11 protein-coding genes and 1 pseudogene are annotated in these 15,368 nt (G+C 58.4%); 7 read left to right on the forward strand and 5 right to left on the reverse strand.

The annotated features are described in order from the left end of the window. Positions 1–4: 4 nt before the first annotated feature. Positions 5–403, forward strand: a complete 399-nt coding sequence (gene rplQ, locus LWH94_RS05605) for a 50S ribosomal protein L17 (RefSeq protein ID WP_058341459.1) — start codon at positions 5–7, stop codon at positions 401–403. Between the two features lie 335 nt (positions 404–738). On the opposite strand, the gene uvrA is transcribed toward rplQ, so the two are convergent. Beyond that, complete coding sequence (gene uvrA, locus LWH94_RS05610) at positions 739–3,558, reverse strand: excinuclease ABC subunit UvrA (protein WP_232901498.1); 2,820 nt, start codon at positions 3,556–3,558, stop codon at positions 739–741. 212 nt (positions 3,559–3,770) lie between these two features. Between uvrA and LWH94_RS05615 the strand changes: the two genes are divergently transcribed. The 3 genes and pseudogenes from LWH94_RS05615 to LWH94_RS19595 form a co-directional block, all read left to right on the forward strand. After that, the gene (locus tag LWH94_RS05615; RefSeq protein WP_232901499.1) at positions 3,771–5,141 is read left to right on the forward strand and encodes an MFS transporter; all 1,371 of its coding nucleotides are present in this window, start codon (positions 3,771–3,773) and stop codon (positions 5,139–5,141) included. A 57-nt stretch (positions 5,142–5,198) separates the two neighbouring features. Then, positions 5,199–5,741, forward strand: coding sequence for a single-stranded DNA-binding protein (gene ssb / locus LWH94_RS05620; protein WP_022989938.1), 543 nt, complete (start codon positions 5,199–5,201; stop codon positions 5,739–5,741). Positions 5,742–6,227: 486 nt separating this feature from the next. Beyond that, positions 6,228–6,299 (forward strand): annotated as a pseudogene (locus LWH94_RS19595) (DUF6701 domain-containing protein); the annotation flags it as partial. A 24-nt stretch (positions 6,300–6,323) separates the two neighbouring features. Here LWH94_RS19595 and glnG read toward each other — a convergent pair. From glnG to glnA, 4 genes are all read right to left on the reverse strand, one after another. Then, positions 6,324–7,757, reverse strand: coding sequence for a nitrogen regulation protein NR(I) (gene glnG, locus LWH94_RS05625; RefSeq protein ID WP_232901500.1), 1,434 nt, complete (start codon positions 7,755–7,757; stop codon positions 6,324–6,326). Further along, a complete protein-coding gene (gene glnL, locus LWH94_RS05630) occupies positions 7,754–8,854 on the reverse strand; it encodes a nitrogen regulation protein NR(II) (RefSeq protein WP_232901501.1) in 1,101 nt (366 codons plus the stop codon). The genes glnG and glnL overlap by 4 nt, the downstream gene beginning before the upstream one ends. A gap of 261 nt (positions 8,855–9,115) precedes the next feature. After that, positions 9,116–9,643: a DUF4124 domain-containing protein gene (locus LWH94_RS05635; protein WP_232901502.1), complete on the reverse strand. Its 528-nt coding sequence runs from the start codon at positions 9,641–9,643 to the stop codon at positions 9,116–9,118. 130 nt (positions 9,644–9,773) lie between these two features. Continuing rightward, entirely contained in the window at positions 9,774–11,177 is a 1,404-nt protein-coding gene (gene glnA, locus LWH94_RS05640; RefSeq protein WP_232901503.1) for a glutamate--ammonia ligase, read from the reverse strand. 392 nt (positions 11,178–11,569) lie between these two features. Between glnA and typA the strand changes: the two genes are divergently transcribed. The 3 genes from typA (at position 11,570) to dtd (ending at position 15,166) form a co-directional block, all read left to right on the forward strand. Continuing rightward, the gene (gene typA / locus LWH94_RS05645) at positions 11,570–13,381 is read left to right on the forward strand and encodes a translational GTPase TypA (RefSeq protein WP_022989932.1); all 1,812 of its coding nucleotides are present in this window, start codon (positions 11,570–11,572) and stop codon (positions 13,379–13,381) included. Positions 13,382–13,639: 258 nt separating this feature from the next. Continuing rightward, positions 13,640–14,602: a prolyl aminopeptidase gene (gene pip / locus LWH94_RS05650; protein ID WP_232901504.1), complete on the forward strand. Its 963-nt coding sequence runs from the start codon at positions 13,640–13,642 to the stop codon at positions 14,600–14,602. Between the two features lie 108 nt (positions 14,603–14,710). Beyond that, a complete protein-coding gene (gene dtd / locus LWH94_RS05655) occupies positions 14,711–15,166 on the forward strand; it encodes a D-aminoacyl-tRNA deacylase (protein WP_232901505.1) in 456 nt (151 codons plus the stop codon). Positions 15,167–15,368: the final 202 nt, after the last annotated feature.

Below are 15,368 nucleotides of genomic sequence, written 5' to 3' on the forward strand. Positions count from 1 at the left end.
AGCAATGCGTCATCGTAAGAGTGGTCGTAAGTTCAACAGGACCAGTGCGCATCGCAAGGCCATGTTCCGTAACATGACTGCGTCACTGGTTGAGCACGAGCTGATCAAAACGACGCTCCCGAAAGCCAAAGAGCTGCGTCGGGTAGCTGAGCCGTTGATCACGCTCGCAAAGAATGATTCGGTAGCAAATCGTCGTCTGGCGTTCTCACGCCTGCGTAGCGATGCTGCGGTAGCCAAGCTGTTTGATGAGCTGGGCCCCCGTTACAGCGAGCGTCCGGGTGGTTACCTTCGTATCCTGAAGTGCGGTTTCCGTGCTGGCGACAATGCCCCTATGGCATTCGTAGAGCTTGTCGGCCGTCCTCTGGACATCGAAGCTGAAGAGGTGGACGAAGGCGAAGAGTAAAATCTCCGTTTAGTCCTGAAAAAAAACCGGGTTCCGAAAGGGCCCGGTTTTTTTGTGCCTGACGCCTGAAGGTATCGGGGGCTGGTCAGGGTGGTGTGGGTGAATTTTCTTTGGAAAAACAACTCGCTTCGCTCAGACATCTTTTTCCGGCAGAAAATTCACCCACACCACCCTGACCGTCCGGTCTTCCGGGGTATGCCTTTTCTAAAAAAGGTCTTATTTTTTAGTGTCCTTTCGTGGTTTTCGTGGCAAAACGTCCTTGTCTTTATCTTTCCGTGTTTTTCCGTGTTTTTCCGTGTTTTCCGTGTTTTTCAGTGGATTCCGTGGCTAAAAACCTACTTAAGCATAGGCTTCAAATAACGCCCGGTATGTGACGACGGATTGTCCGCTACCTCCTCCGGAGTTCCCTCGGCAATAATCTGCCCGCCACCAGAACCACCCTCGGGTCCGAGGTCCACAATCCAGTCCGCCGTTTTGATCACATCCAGGTTGTGCTCGATCACCACTATGGTGTTGCCATGGTCCCGCAGCCGCTCCAGTACGTTCAGCAATTGTTGGATGTCGTAGAAGTGCAGGCCGGTGGTGGGCTCGTCGAGGATGTACAGGGTTTTGCCGGTGTCGCGCTTGGACAGTTCCTTGGCCAGTTTTACCCGCTGGGCTTCGCCGCCGGACAATGTGACGGCGCTTTGGCCGAGGCGGATGTACGACAAGCCCACGTCGATCAGGGTTTGCAGTTTTCGGGCGATGAAAGGCACGGCGTCGAAGAATTCACGGCCTTCTTCAACGGTCATTTCCAGCACTTCGTTGATGTTTTTGCCTTTGTAGCGGACTTCCAATGTTTCGCGGTTGTAGCGTTTGCCTTTGCAGATGTCGCAGGGCACGTACACGTCGGGCAGGAAGTGCATCTCTACCTTGATTACGCCATCGCCCTGGCAGGCTTCGCAGCGGCCGCCTTTGACGTTGAAGGAGAAACGGCCGGGTTTGTAGCCTCGGGACCGGGCTTCCTGGGTGCCGGCGAAGAGTTCACGGATGGGGGTGAACAGGCCGGTGTAGGTGGCCGGGTTGGATCTCGGAGTCCGGCCGATAGGGCTCTGGTCTATGTCGATGACCTTGTCCAGGTGATCCAGGCCCTTGAGGTTTTTGTAGGGGGCGTGGCTCAGGCTGGTGGCTTTGTTCAGCTTGGCTGCCGCCACCGGATAAAGGGTGGCGTTGATCAGGGTGGATTTGCCGGAGCCGGATACGCCGGTGATGCAGGTCATCACGCCCAGTGGCAGGTTCAGGGTGACGTTCTGCAGGTTGTTTCCGGAGGCGCCGGATAGCACGAGTTTTTTGCCGTTGCCTTTGTTTCGGGCTTTGGGAACGGCAATTTCCTTTTCGCCACTGAGATACTGGCCGGTCATGGACGCCGGGTTGGCGATGATCTCGGCCGGGGTGCCGCGGGCGACGATTTCGCCGCCGTGTACGCCGGCGCCCGGGCCGATGTCGATCACGTAGTCGGCGGCGCGGATGGCGTCTTCGTCGTGCTCCACTACGATCACGGTGTTGCCCAGGTCCCGCAGGTGGGTGAGGGTGGCCAGCAGGCGGTCGTTGTCACGCTGGTGCAGGCCGATGGACGGCTCATCCAGTATGTACATGACGCCCACCAGGCCGGCGCCGATCTGGCTGGCCAGCCGGATGCGTTGGGCTTCACCGCCGGACAGGGTGTCTGCGCTGCGTTCCAGTGTGAGGTATTCCAGCCCGACGTTAACCAGGAATTGCAGGCGTTCGCGTACTTCCTTGAGGATTTTCTCGGCAATTTCACCTTTGCGGCCGGGCAGGGCCAGTTCGCTCACGTAGCGATGGGCGTCGCCGACGGGCAGTCGGGTGATTTCCGGCAGGGTGCGCTCTTCGATAAACACATGGCGGGCGCTGCGGCGCAAGCGTGAGCCGCCACAATCCTTGCACGGCTGGGTGCTGAGGTTGCGGGCCAGTTCTTCCCGCATGCTCTGGGAGTCGGTTTCCCGGTAGCGGCGTTCCAGGTTGGGCAATATGCCCTCGAACGGGTGCGCCTTTTCCATGATATGGCCGCGGGAGTTCACATACCGGAAGGTGATGTCTTCATCGCCGGAACCATACAGCAGGGCCTGCTGGAAGTTCTCCGGCAGCTCTTCCCAGGGTGTTTCGAGGTCAATGCCATAGTGCTCCGCCACGCTGGTGAGCATCTGGAAATAGTACACGGCGCGGCGGTCCCAGCCTTTGATGGCGCCGGAGGCGAGGGTGGCTTCCGGGCTCTGGATAACCTTTTCGGCATCGAAAAACTGGCGCACGCCCAGGCCGTCACAGGTGGGGCAGGCGCCGGCCGGGTTGTTGAAAGAGAACAGCTTGGGTTCCAGTTCGCTCAGGGCGTAGCCGCACTGGGTACAGGCGTAGCGGGCTGAGAAGGTGTGTTCCTCGCCTTCACCGGTCATGGGCGCGACCAGGGCAATGCCGTCGGCAAGCTCCAGGGCGGTTTCAAAGCTCTCGGCGAGCCGCTGCTCCAGGCCTTCCTTCACCTTGAACCGGTCGACCACCACATCAATCTGGTGTTTGCGCTTTTTATCCAGCGCCGGTAGGTCGTCGATATCGTAAACGGTACCGTCGACCCGCAAGCGGATAAAGCCCTGGCTGCGCATGGTGTCGATCACCTGCAGGTGTTCACCTTTACGATCCCGGATGACCGGCGCCAGGATCATCAGTTTGCTGCCTTCCGGCATGGCCATCACCTGGTCCACCATCTGGCTTACGGTCTGGGCTTCCAGAGGCTGGCCGTGGTCCGGGCAGCGGGGTTCACCGGCGCGGGCGAACAGCAGGCGCAGGTAGTCGTATATCTCGGTAATGGTACCCACAGTGGAGCGCGGGTTGTGTGAGGTGGATTTCTGCTCGATGGAAATGGCCGGGGAAAGGCCTTCGATGTGGTCCACATCGGGTTTTTCCATCATCGACAGGAACTGGCGGGCATAGGTGGACAACGATTCCACGTACCGGCGCTGGCCTTCGGCATAGAGCGTATCGAACGCCAGGGAAGATTTACCGGAACCGGAAAGGCCTGTGATGACAATCAGCTTGTCCCGCGGCATATCCAGGTCGATGTTCTTCAGGTTGTGGGTGCGTGCACCCTTGATCTGGATATGGTCCATAACACCTCGCTTGGGTAAAAACGTCGATTATATCGTTTTCGGGTGGCGCCGGCTAAACCGTGTACAGATTCCTCTGGCTGCTCTAGGCCGCCCGCAGCCGCTTTCTGCCGCCCCGTTGTGAGTAGTCCCGTCTGCATAGCGCTTCTGGTACAATGCGCCGCTCGCAGTGACAGGCTGCGCCTATACATTCAACCAGTCCGGCACGGGTTAGCATGAACGCGCTTGAAAAACGCTCAGTAGTAGCTCTGGCATCGGTATACGCCATGCGTATGCTGGGCCTGTTCATGGTAATGCCGGTCTTCGTTTTGCTGGGCAGCGACCTCGAAGGCGCTACGCCCGCGCTGATCGGTTTCGCAATTGGTGCCTACGGCCTGAGCCAGGCACTGCTGCAGATTCCGTTCGGTTTGCTGTCAGACCGGGTTGGCCGCAAGCGGATGATCTACATCGGCCTGGTCCTGTTCGCAGCCGGTAGTGTGCTGGCTGGCGCTACCGATTCCATATACGTAGTTATTGCCGGGCGGATTCTTCAGGGTGCCGGTGCGATTGCCAGTGTGCTGATGGCGTTGCTCAGTGATCTCACCCGGGAGGAGCAGCGCACCAAGGCCATGGCCACCGTGGGCATTTCCATTGGCCTGTCGTTTTCGGTCTCCCTGGTTGTGGGCCCGCTGCTGGGGGCTGCCTGGGGGCTGTCCGGGATTTTCTATACCACGGCGGTACTGGCGGTTCTGGCGCTGGTGGTGGTTGCCCGGGTTGTGCCCACACCGCACCAGCACAAGGTCAGTGCCGACACCCATCCGGCCCGGGAAATGGTCAGCCGTGTCCTGGCTGATGGCCGGCTGCTACGGCTCGATGTCGGCATTTTCATCCTGCACTTTGTACTGACCGCGCTGTTCCTGGTGTTCCCGACCATGTTGCAGGATCAGCTGGGGTTGAAGGCCAGTTCCCACTGGTGGTTCTATCTCAGCGTTATGATTACCTCGTTCTTCGCCATGGTGCCGTTCATCATCGTTGGCGAGAAAAAACGGAAAATGAAGCCGGTGCTATGCGGCGCCATCGCCCTGCTGACATTGGCGGCTGCGTCGATGACCGGTGTTGGCCAGAGCCTGTGGCTGGCGTGGGCTGTGCTATTCTTCTTCTTTATGGCGTTCAATCTGCTGGAAGCCAGCTTGCCGTCGCTGATCAGCAAAGAAGCCCCGGCTGCGGCCAAGGGCACCGCCATGGGCGTGTATTCCACTTCCCAGTTCTTCGGCGCGTTTCTGGGTGGTGCACTGGGCGGCTGGCTGTTGCAGACCGCTGGCCTGGAAGGTGTACTCTGGCTGATGGCCGCAGCGCTGGTGGTATGGTTGCTGGTGGCGTTAACCATGCCTGCACCGGGTTACACCACCAGTTTTGTGGTACAGCTGAAAAACGCCGTGAGTATCAGTTTTGACGAGATCGACCAGAACCTGCGAAAACTGCCGGGCGTGGAAGACGTGGTGATCGTGGAAGAGGCCGCCATGGCGTACCTGAAGGTAGACCGTCAGCATTTTCGGGAAGAGCAGCTTGCGCACTTTGAATTTGTGCGGCAGGGTAGCACTACTTAAAACACAGGATGCCTGCATGGAACGCAGGCGTTCAGCAAAAGAGACCAGGAGCATACAATGGCACGAGGCGTAAACAAGGTAATTCTTATCGGTAATCTGGGCCAGGATCCGGATACCCGTTACACCCCGAACGGCAACGCGGTGGTAAACCTCAACCTGGCGACCGATGAAAGCTACAAGGATCGTCAATCCGGCCAGTTGGTACCGAAAACCGAGTGGCACCGGGTGGTGTTGTTCGGCAAGGTGGCTGAAGTGGCAGGGCAGTATCTGCGCAAAGGTTCCAAGGTGTATATCGAAGGGCGCCTGCAAACCCGCAAATGGCAGGGGCAGGATGGCCAGGACCGTTACACCACCGAGATTGTGGTGGATATCAACGGCCAGATGCAGATGCTCGACAGCCGTGGTGGCGAAGGCGGCATGAACCAGGGCGCGCCCCAGGGCCGGCCCCAGCAAGCGGCCAGCTACAACAACCCGCCCCCGCAACAGCAGCAGGGTGGCCAGGGTAACCAGGGTGGCGGGTACAGCAACCAGCCGCCCCAGCAGCAGGGCGGCGGCATGCCGGAGCCGATTGACGACTTCGATGACGATATCCCCTTCTGAGTGAGCCATTTTTCTAGGTAAATCAAGTGTTTGTGAAATTTGCGCTACACGTATAGGCTGTTGGTAGGCCTATTGCAAACCTGACTTATCCTCGCCCAGTAATGGGCTTGAACCTCGAAAGAGGGAGGGGAGTGCAGCATGTCAGGAAAAGGCGGGTGGCGGTGAAAGAGTCTAACTTGCGCCCGTCATTACAGGCCCCATACGGTTAAGCCTGATTGGTTGAACCATAGTCCTTTGTGGGTTTCAGGATATCAGTGACCTATGACTCTTGAGAGGTCACTTCACGTGTAGTCGGTCGGGGAAGTTGTTAGAACGCCCGGCTAACCAACCACGTGATACGCGCTCGGTGAGAGTGTTAAGGGGACGTAAGTGGAACCTAAGTGGGACGCACGTTGACTACCTGGCAGCCTGTCGGACTTGCACCTGACAGGCGCCGGATCATCGGGTGCGAACCGATCAAGCACGGATAAGTGGTGTTGATCACGCGCCACCGCCACCTTCGGCGTCTACCGCGGCAACGACCGCATCAACTACTGGCGCGAAGTCCCCGCCAACTGAATCCAATCTCATGGGGGAAGAGGCTTACTCTTCCTCCCCCTCCGGATGATCCATCCCCAACTCGTTAATCTTCCGGGTCAGCGTATTCCGTCCCCAGCCCAGCAGTACCGAGGCATCCCGGCGGCGGCCGCCGGTGTGTTTCAGGGCGGCTTCGATCATGATTTTCTCGAACTCCGGCACCGCGTTGTCCAGGATCGCTTTCTTGCCCCGCTTCAGTTCCAGTTCGGCCCAGTTTTTCAGGCCTTCCTGCCAGGTCTGGCCGGTGCCGGTGTTGTCGGTGTCGGCCTGGTGCAGCAGTTCCGGGGGCAGGTCGTCTACGTGGATTTCCCGGCCGCTGGCCATTACGGTCAGCCAGCGGCAGGTGTTTTCCAGCTGGCGCACGTTGCCGGGCCAGGGCAGGGTGGTCAGGTATTCTTCGGCATCTGGCCGCAGTATTTTCGCTTCTACCGACAGTTCCTTGGCGGCCCGTTTCAGGAAGTGCTGCATCAGTTTGGGGATGTCTTCCCGGCGTTCAGCCAGTTTGGGCAGGTGTACGCGGATTACGTTCAGGCGATGGAACAAGTCTTCGCGGAAGCTGCCGGCCTGCACCAGTTTTTCCAGGTCCTGGTGTGTGGCGGCGATGATGCGCACATCCACTTTGATGGGGGTGGTGCCGCCTACCCGGTAGAATTCGCCATCGGCCAGTACCCGCAGCAGGCGGGTCTGGGTGTCGGCGGGCATATCGCCGATTTCGTCCAGAAACAGGGTGCCGCCGTTGGCTTGCTCAAAACGGCCCTGGCGGGTGGCGCCGGCGCCCGTGAAGGCGCCTTTTTCGTGGCCGAACAGTTCCGATTCAATCAGGTCTTTGGGGATGGCAGCCATGTTCAGGGCGATGAACGGGTTGTGGGCCCGGGGGCTGTGGTTGTGCAGGGCCTGGGCCACCAGTTCTTTACCGGTGCCACTCTCGCCGTTGATCAGTACGGTAATGTTGGAGTTGGAGAGCCGGCCGATGGCGCGAAACACTTCCTGCATGGCGGGCGCTTCGCCGATGATTTCCAGGTTTTTCTGAACCGACTCCATCTGGGGTTCCGCCGCGGCCTTTTTCTCGTGGCTGTGGGCGATGGCGCGTTTTACCAGTGCCACGGCTTCGTCCACATCAAAGGGTTTGGGCAGGTATTCGAAGGCACCGGTCTGGTAGCTGGTCACCGCGCTGTCCAGGTCGGAGTGGGCGGTCATGATGATAACGGGCAGGTCCGGGTGCTTCTTCACGATCCGGGACAGCAGGGTAATGCCGTCTACGCCGGGCATGCGGATGTCGCTGATGATGGCATCTGGCTGTTCGTGCTCCAGGCGCATCATGATGCTTTCACCGCTGTCGAATACGCGGGGGTGCAGGCCGGCCTGGGTGAGGGCACGGTCCAGTACCCAGCGGATGCTTTTGTCGTCGTCTATGATCCAGACGTTTCCCGTTCGGCTCATTGGTTGTCCTCCAGAGGCAGGAAGATGATGAAGTCGGTTCTTCCCGGTTCACTCTCGCATTCCACCAGCCCGCGATGCTGGCCGATGATGCTTTGGGTAATGGAAAGCCCCAGGCCCGTGCCGGACGCCCGGCCACTGATCATGGGGTAGAAAATGTTCTGCAGCAGTTCCGGCGGTATACCCGGGCCGTTGTCGATGATGTCTACCCGGCACACCAGTCGGTGGCGTCGGTGGCCGATGGTGAACTGGCGCAGGGCCCGGGTGCGGAAGGTGATGGTGGGCATGTCACCGCTGTGGCTGTCCACCTGGTTTTCGAAGGCGGCTTCCATGGCGTTGCGGGCGATGTTCAGGAAGGCCTGGATCAGCTGTTCCTTGTCGCCGGTGAATTCCGGAATGCTGGGGTCGTAATCCCGCTTCAGGCGCACCCGGCCCTTGCTTTCGGCTTCAATCAGGGTGCGTACCCGTTCCAGTACTTCGTGGATGTTGGTGCTGGCCATCTGCAGGGCTTTGTTGGGGCCCAGCATGCGGTCCACCAGGCTGCGCAGCCGGTCGGCTTCGTTGATGATCACCTGGGTGTATTCGCGCTGGTCTTCGCTGTTCAGTTCCCGGTCCAGCAGTTGTGCCGCGCCCCGGATGCCCCCGAGCGGGTTCTTGATTTCATGGGCCATGCCGCGCACCAGGATGCGGGTGGTTTCCTGCTGGGAGATGATGTCTTCTTCCCGGCTGATGCGCAGCATCCGGTCTTTCGGCTGGATTTCGATCACCAGCTCGGTCGGGTCTACGCTGACCGGGGTTACCGAATAGTCTACGGTGAAGCGTGAGCCTGTCAGCAGGGCGAACTCGGCCTCGCGGCGGGTGTAGGACTGGCCGTTGTTGAGGGCTGCGTACAGGGTCTTCAGGGCGTCGCTGGAGTCGATCAGCAGGTCACCCAGCGGTTGGCCCCGGGTGCGGGTCAGGCTGGTTTCAAACAGGTTCTCGGCCGCCGGGTTCAGGTAACGGATAGTGAGGTCTTCGCCCAGCACCAGAAGGGAGGTGCTCAGGCTGTCCAGAATGCTTTTGTATCCACTGTCCGGGGTGGCGGGCGGCTGCAACGTCATGCTCGGCTTCCGTTTTCGTTTCATGCGTGTACCCCGGTTTTGCAAAATCCGAACCAGTTTTTCTGGCTGGCAGAAAAAAATGGGCAACGGCCGGGCGTGGGCCGGCCTGTAGGGCATGGCGGTGCTGTGGCTTGGTGCAGATGGTGCGGGAAAGGCTACAGGCAGCCGGCGATTTGCCCCTTCGCTGCCCAGAGTATGGCGTTAATGTGGTGCGTATGCACTAAATTGGTGCAACTAATTCCGGGTGCTACCGCTGATGTGTTATCGGCGCAGGACAGACGGGCGATGAACGGTAAAGCTGATGCCGGGGCCGGTTTTCACCTGAACGCCCTGCTCGTCCACGATATGCACGCCAGCCTGATGGGTGCCGCGGTCAATATTGTTCACGGTTACCGAGCCGGAGGAGCTCTGGCCTACGGGCTGGCCGTCGAGGGTGATTTCGTATTTGTGGCCACGCTTGAGGCCGGGGGTGCTGCGCACTTCAAAGGTGACGTCGCCACTGCCGCTGTGGAAGGCCTGGTCATTTTTCGGGTGCACAAAAGTGAGGCTGTCGTAGTTGGCGCCTTCCTTCTGGACTTCTTGCCGAAGCTGGTCGGTTTCCCGCACCACTTCCGGTTTGGGCAGGGTGATGGTGGTCACCGGTTTTACTTTTACGGTTTCGCTGCCCTGCATCGGCTCGTCTGAGAAGGTGACGTTGCCCTGGGCATCCACATGCCGGTACACCTCTGCGTGGGCGCCGGCGGCGGCCAGTAAACAGAATCCGGTTACAAGGGCGAGAGGTGTTTTCATAATAAAGGCCTGCATTGATCAACTGCCTCGATTATCGGCGCCGCTGGCGGGGTTTTCAACGGCTGATACAAAAAACCCCGCACGGGGCGGGGCTTGTTGCTACCGGTCTGCACCAAGTTGGTGCAGTGGCTTAGCAGGAGTAATACAGTTCGAATTCAACCGGGTGAGTGGTCATGTTGATACGCTCAACTTCGCCACGTTTCAGGTCGATGTAGCCGGCAATCATGTCTTCGGTGAACACGCCACCGCGGGTCAGGAACTCGTGGTCTTCTGCCAGGCAATCGAGCGCCTCCTGCAGGGTAGTGGCTACCTGCGGGATGTTCATGGCTTCTTCCTTCGGCAGGTCGTACAAGTCCTTGTCCATGGCATCGCCAGGGTGGATCTTGTTCTGAATGCCGTCCAGGCCGGCCATCATCAGGGCGGCGAAGGCCAGGTACGGGTTGGCTGCCGGGTCCGGGAAGCGCACTTCGATACGGCGTGCCTTCGGGCTGCTTACGTACGGAATCCGGATGGAAGCGGAACGGTTACGGGCAGAGTAGGCCAGCATTACCGGGGCTTCAAAGCCGGGTACCAGGCGCTTGTAGCTGTTGGTGGCCGGGTTGGTGAAGGCGTTGATGGCCTTGGAGTGCTTGATGATGCCGCCGATGTAGTACAGGGCCATTTCGCTCAGGCCGGCATAGCTGTCACCTGCAAACAGGTTTTTGCCGTCTTTGTTCAGGGACATGTGTACGTGCATGCCGGAACCGTTGTCACCCACGACCGGCTTGGGCATGAAGGTGGCGGTTTTGCCGTAGGCGTGGGCTACGTTGTGCACGCAGTACTTCAGAATCTGAACTTCGTCTGCCTTGCGGGTCAGGGTGTTCGGGCCAACGCCGATTTCACACTGGCCGGCTGTGCCCACTTCGTGGTGGTGCACTTCGATGGTCAGGCCCATGTTTTCCATAGCCGCACACATAGCGCCACGCAGGTCGTGCAGGCTGTCTACCGGCGGAACCGGGAAGTAGCCGCCTTTTACGCCCGGGCGGTGGCCGATGTTGTTGCGGTCGAAGTCTTCGCCGGATACCCAGGCGGCTTCTTCGGAGTGCAGGGAGTACATGGAGCCCTGCATGTCGGTCTTCCACTTCACGGAGTCAAAGATGAAGAACTCGGGCTCCGGGCCAAACAGGGCGCCGTCGGCAATGCCGGTGGACTTCAGGTATTCCTCTGCGCGCTGGGCAACGGAGCGGGGGTCGCGCTCGTAACCCTGCATGGTTGTCGGCTCTACAATGTTGCAGGTGATGTTAATGGTGGTTTCTTCGGTGAACGGATCCAGCACGGCGGTATCGTCAACCGGCATCAGGATCATGTCGGACTCGTTGATGCCTTTCCAACCAGAAATAGAAGAGCCGTCGAACATCTTGCCGTCAGCGAAGAAGTCTTCGTCTACTTCAGTGGCAGGCAGTGTAACGTGCTGTTCTTTACCGCGGCTGTCGGTGAAGCGCAGGTCAACCCATTTGACTTCGTGTTCTTTGATCAAATCAATCGTCTTGGACATTGTGCATGCTCCGTAGTGATTTCGTGTTCGTTGTGCCGGATCGTTCAGTGTGCTGAGGCCCGATCTCTTGCAGGTGTAGGCAGCTTACCAGAAGCCTTTGGCCCTTACCTTTCAATTACGGCTGCTCCTCACTAAGCAAGTGCCTTGCCAGTTTTGTGTAACTGCGCCACAACAGCGCAGTGGCAAGGCTTTGGTGCGTTGTGTGTGCAAAAGTGTACGGCGGCCGGCCCGGAAATGCACCAGAATAGCGCACCACTTTGGTGCGAAAACCGGTGGATTGCCTGATATCAGTGCGCCGGAAGGGTTGGTTACATATTAGGCACTATTCTTCATATTATCGACATGGACTTTTCGATATACTGCGCGCCGCTAATTTCTGCAGGATACCCGTTGTGATTGATAAGCTTAGAAACGTCGCCATCATTGCCCACGTCGACCACGGTAAAACCACCCTGGTTGACCAGTTGCTGCGCCAGTCTGGCACCCTGGACCGTAAAGAGCTCGAAAACGAGCGCGTTATGGACTCCAACGACCAGGAAAAAGAGCGTGGCATTACCATTCTGGCAAAAAACACCGCGCTGAAATGGAAGGACTACGATATCAACATCGTAGACACCCCGGGCCACGCTGACTTCGGTGGCGAAGTTGAGCGGGTAATGAGCATGGTAGACAGTGTGCTGCTGGTGGTGGATTCCATCGACGGCCCCATGCCGCAAACCCGCTTTGTTACCCAGAAAGCTTTCGCAGCGGGCCTGCGCCCGATTGTGGTCGTGAACAAGATCGACCGCCCGGGTGCGCGCCCGGACTGGGTTGTAGACCAGGTCTTTGACCTGTTCGATAACCTGGGTGCCACCGACGAGCAGCTGGACTTCCCGATTGTTTACGCCAGCGCCCTGAACGGCATTGCCGGTATGGACCATGAAGACCTCCAGGACAACATGGACGCCGTGTTCCAGGCGATTGTTGACCACGTGCCTGCGCCTTCTGTTGACATGGACGGCCCGTTCCAGATGCAGATCTCCCAGCTGGACTACAACAGCTTCCTGGGTGTAATCGGTATCGGCCGTATCATGCGCGGTAAAGTGAAAACCAACACGCCGGTGGTGGCTCTCGGTGCCGACGGCAAGAAGCGTAACGGCCGTATTCTGAAGATCATGGGCCACTCCGGCCTGCAGCGTGTAGAGGTTGAAGAAGCCCAGGCTGGCGACATTGTGTGCGTGAGTGGCCTGGACCAGCTGTTCATTTCCGACACCCTGTGTGATCCCTCTAACGTAGAAGCCCTGCCGGCGCTGACCGTTGACGAGCCCACCGTATCCATGACCTTCCAGGTAAACGATTCGCCGTTTGCCGGTAAAGAAGGGAAATACGTGACCAGCCGTAACATCAAAGAGCGCCTGGAAAAAGAGCTGCTGCACAATGTGGCACTCCGTGTTGAAGAAGGCGATTCAGCGGACAAGTTCAAGGTGTCTGGCCGTGGTGAACTGCACCTTTCGGTTCTGATCGAGAACATGCGCCGCGAAAACTTCGAGCTGGCCGTAGGCCGCCCGGAAGTGGTGGTCAAGGAAGTAAACGGCCAGAAGGAAGAGCCGTACGAAAACGTGATCATCGACATCGAAGAGCAGCACCAGGGCGCGATCATGGAGCAGATGGGTCTGCGTAAGGGTGACATGACCAACATGATCCCGGACGGCAAGGGCCGAATCCGCCTGGAATACACCATTCCTGCCCGCGGCCTGATCGGTTTCCGGAACACCTTCCTGACCATGACCTCCGGTACCGGCATCCTGACCTCCACCTTCAGCCACTACGGCCCGGTGAAGATGGGTGACGTAACCAGCCGCCAGAACGGTGTTATCGTTTCCATGGCTACTGGCACTGCGCTGACCTACTCGCTGGAAACCCTGCAGAGCCGTGGCAAGCTGTTCCTGGACCCGGGCCAGGAAATCTACGAAGGCCAGCTTTGTGGTATCCACAGCCGCGACAACGACCTGGTGGTTAACCCCACCAAGGGCAAGAAGCTGGACAACATGCGTGCCTCCGGTAAAGACGAAGTGATCGGCCTGGTGCCGCCCATCAAGTTTACCCTGGAGCAGGCGCTGGAGTTCATCGACGACGACGAGCTGGTAGAAGTCACGCCCAAGTCGATCCGTCTGCGCAAGAAGCTTCTGACCGAGAACGAGCGTAAGCGCGCGGGTAAGAAGTAAAAGACTTTTTGCCACTAAAACCACGAAAGAACACGAAAAAAAGAAACTGATTGGCCACGGACACTCACTGACCCTCACGGACAAAAATGCTTTTGGCAGTTGTCCGTGTAATTCCGTGAGTGTCCGTGGCAAAAAAATAATCTTTTTCTTTTGAGTTTCTTTCGTGTCCTTTAGTGGATTTCGTGGCAAACCAATCCTTCCTTTATTGTCCCTGTCCATCTCAGCTAGACTGCCGTTATCCCTGAAACGGAGTTCGTCATGCTGAACCTCTACCCCGACATCGAACCCTACGCCCGTCATCGCCTTGCGGTAGATGAGCCCCATGAGTTGTACCTGGAAGAATCCGGCAATCCGGATGGCATTCCTGTGCTTGTGGTTCACGGCGGACCGGGTGGTGGGTGTGAGGATTACCATCGGCGGTTTTTCGATGCCGAGCGCTTCCGGATTATCCTGATGGACCAGCGCGGCGCTGGTCGTTCCACGCCTTTGGCGGAGCTGGAAGGCAACAGCACCGACAAGCTGGTTCAGGATATGGAAACCATTCGTCAGTTTCTGGGCATTGACCGCTGGTTGCTGTTTGGCGGCAGCTGGGGCTCCACGCTCAGCCTGGTGTATGCCGAAACCTATCCGGAGCGGGTACTCGGGCTGGTGTTGCGGGGTATCTTTCTGTGCCGGCCGCGAGATATTCAGTGGTTTTATCAGGAAGGCGCGAGCCGGGTGTTTCCGGATTACTGGCAGGATTTCCTGGCTCCGATTCCCGAAGCTGAGCGCGGTGATATGGTGACGGCCTACTATCGCCGGCTCACCAGCGCCAATGAACTGGAGCAGATTCAGGCGGCCAAGGCCTGGTCGATCTGGGAAGGCCGTTGCGCCACCCTGCATCCGAACCCCAAGGTGGTGGAGCATTTCGGCCACCCCCATGTCGCCATAGCCCTGGCGCGCATTGAGTGCCACTACTTCATGAACAACGCCTTTCTGGAACCGGGTCAGATTGTGCGGGACGCGGGTCGGTTGGCGGATATCCCCGGGGTAATTGTGCACGGCCGTTACGACATGGTGTGCCCGCTGGATAATGCCCTAGCCCTGCACCAGGCCTGGCCGGAAGCCGAGCTGTATATTATCCGGGATGCCGGCCATTCCGCATCCGAGCCGGCTATTGTGGATGCGCTGTTGCGGGGCGTAGAAGAGGTAGTGGCGAAAAGCCTGCCCAGCGCCGGTTGAGCATAGACTTATTATTGGCCTTCAAGGGCTTGCGGCCCCGCCGATGGCCCTATACACTCCTGCGCGTTGCTGATTTTTAACCCTGTGCTAATCTTGCCAAGGGATGGAATGAAAGGACTGATCCAGCGCGTTTCCGAAGCCAGTGTAACGGTGGATGGCGAAAAGATTTCGGCCATCGGGCCGGGGCTTCTGTTATTGCTGGGTGTAGAAAAGGACGACGCACAGAATGAGGCCAGGGACTTGTGCCGAAAAATCCTCTCTTACCGGGTATTCCCCGACGAGCAGGGCCGGATGAACGTTAATGTTCAGGACTCCGGCGGATCCCTGCTGATTGTTCCCCAGTTCACACTTGCCGCCGATACCGGCTCCGGTACCCGCCCGGGGTTCTCGCTGGCGGCTGCGCCGGATATGGCCAATTCCCTGTATCAGAATTTTGTGGCCCGGGCCCGTGCTGAGCTTGGGGAGAGTCGTGTTGGGGAAGGGCAGTTCGGTGCAGACATGAAAGTGGCCCTGGTAAATGACGGCCCTGTCACGTTCATGCTGGAAACCGGCAAAAAGGGTTAGTGCACAGAAATGTGACAGAGTTGTATCTGGCGCCTCACAAAAGGGCGGTAGATAAGGTAATGTTTGAGCCGGCTTGTGGTTTTGCTAGCTCGGACTGCGTTAGTTGATTGTTCTGGAAGCGGTTTTTGGGTTCTGGCCCTGATTTTGGTAGATAAAACCGGAATCTGTGGTCAAGCCATTGAGGAATAAAGAACTTTGCTTC

The sequence above is a fragment of the Marinobacter sp. G11 genome, from assembly GCF_021282325.1.
In the GTDB taxonomy this organism is placed as follows: Bacteria; Pseudomonadota; Gammaproteobacteria; order Pseudomonadales; family Oleiphilaceae; genus Marinobacter; species Marinobacter vinifirmus.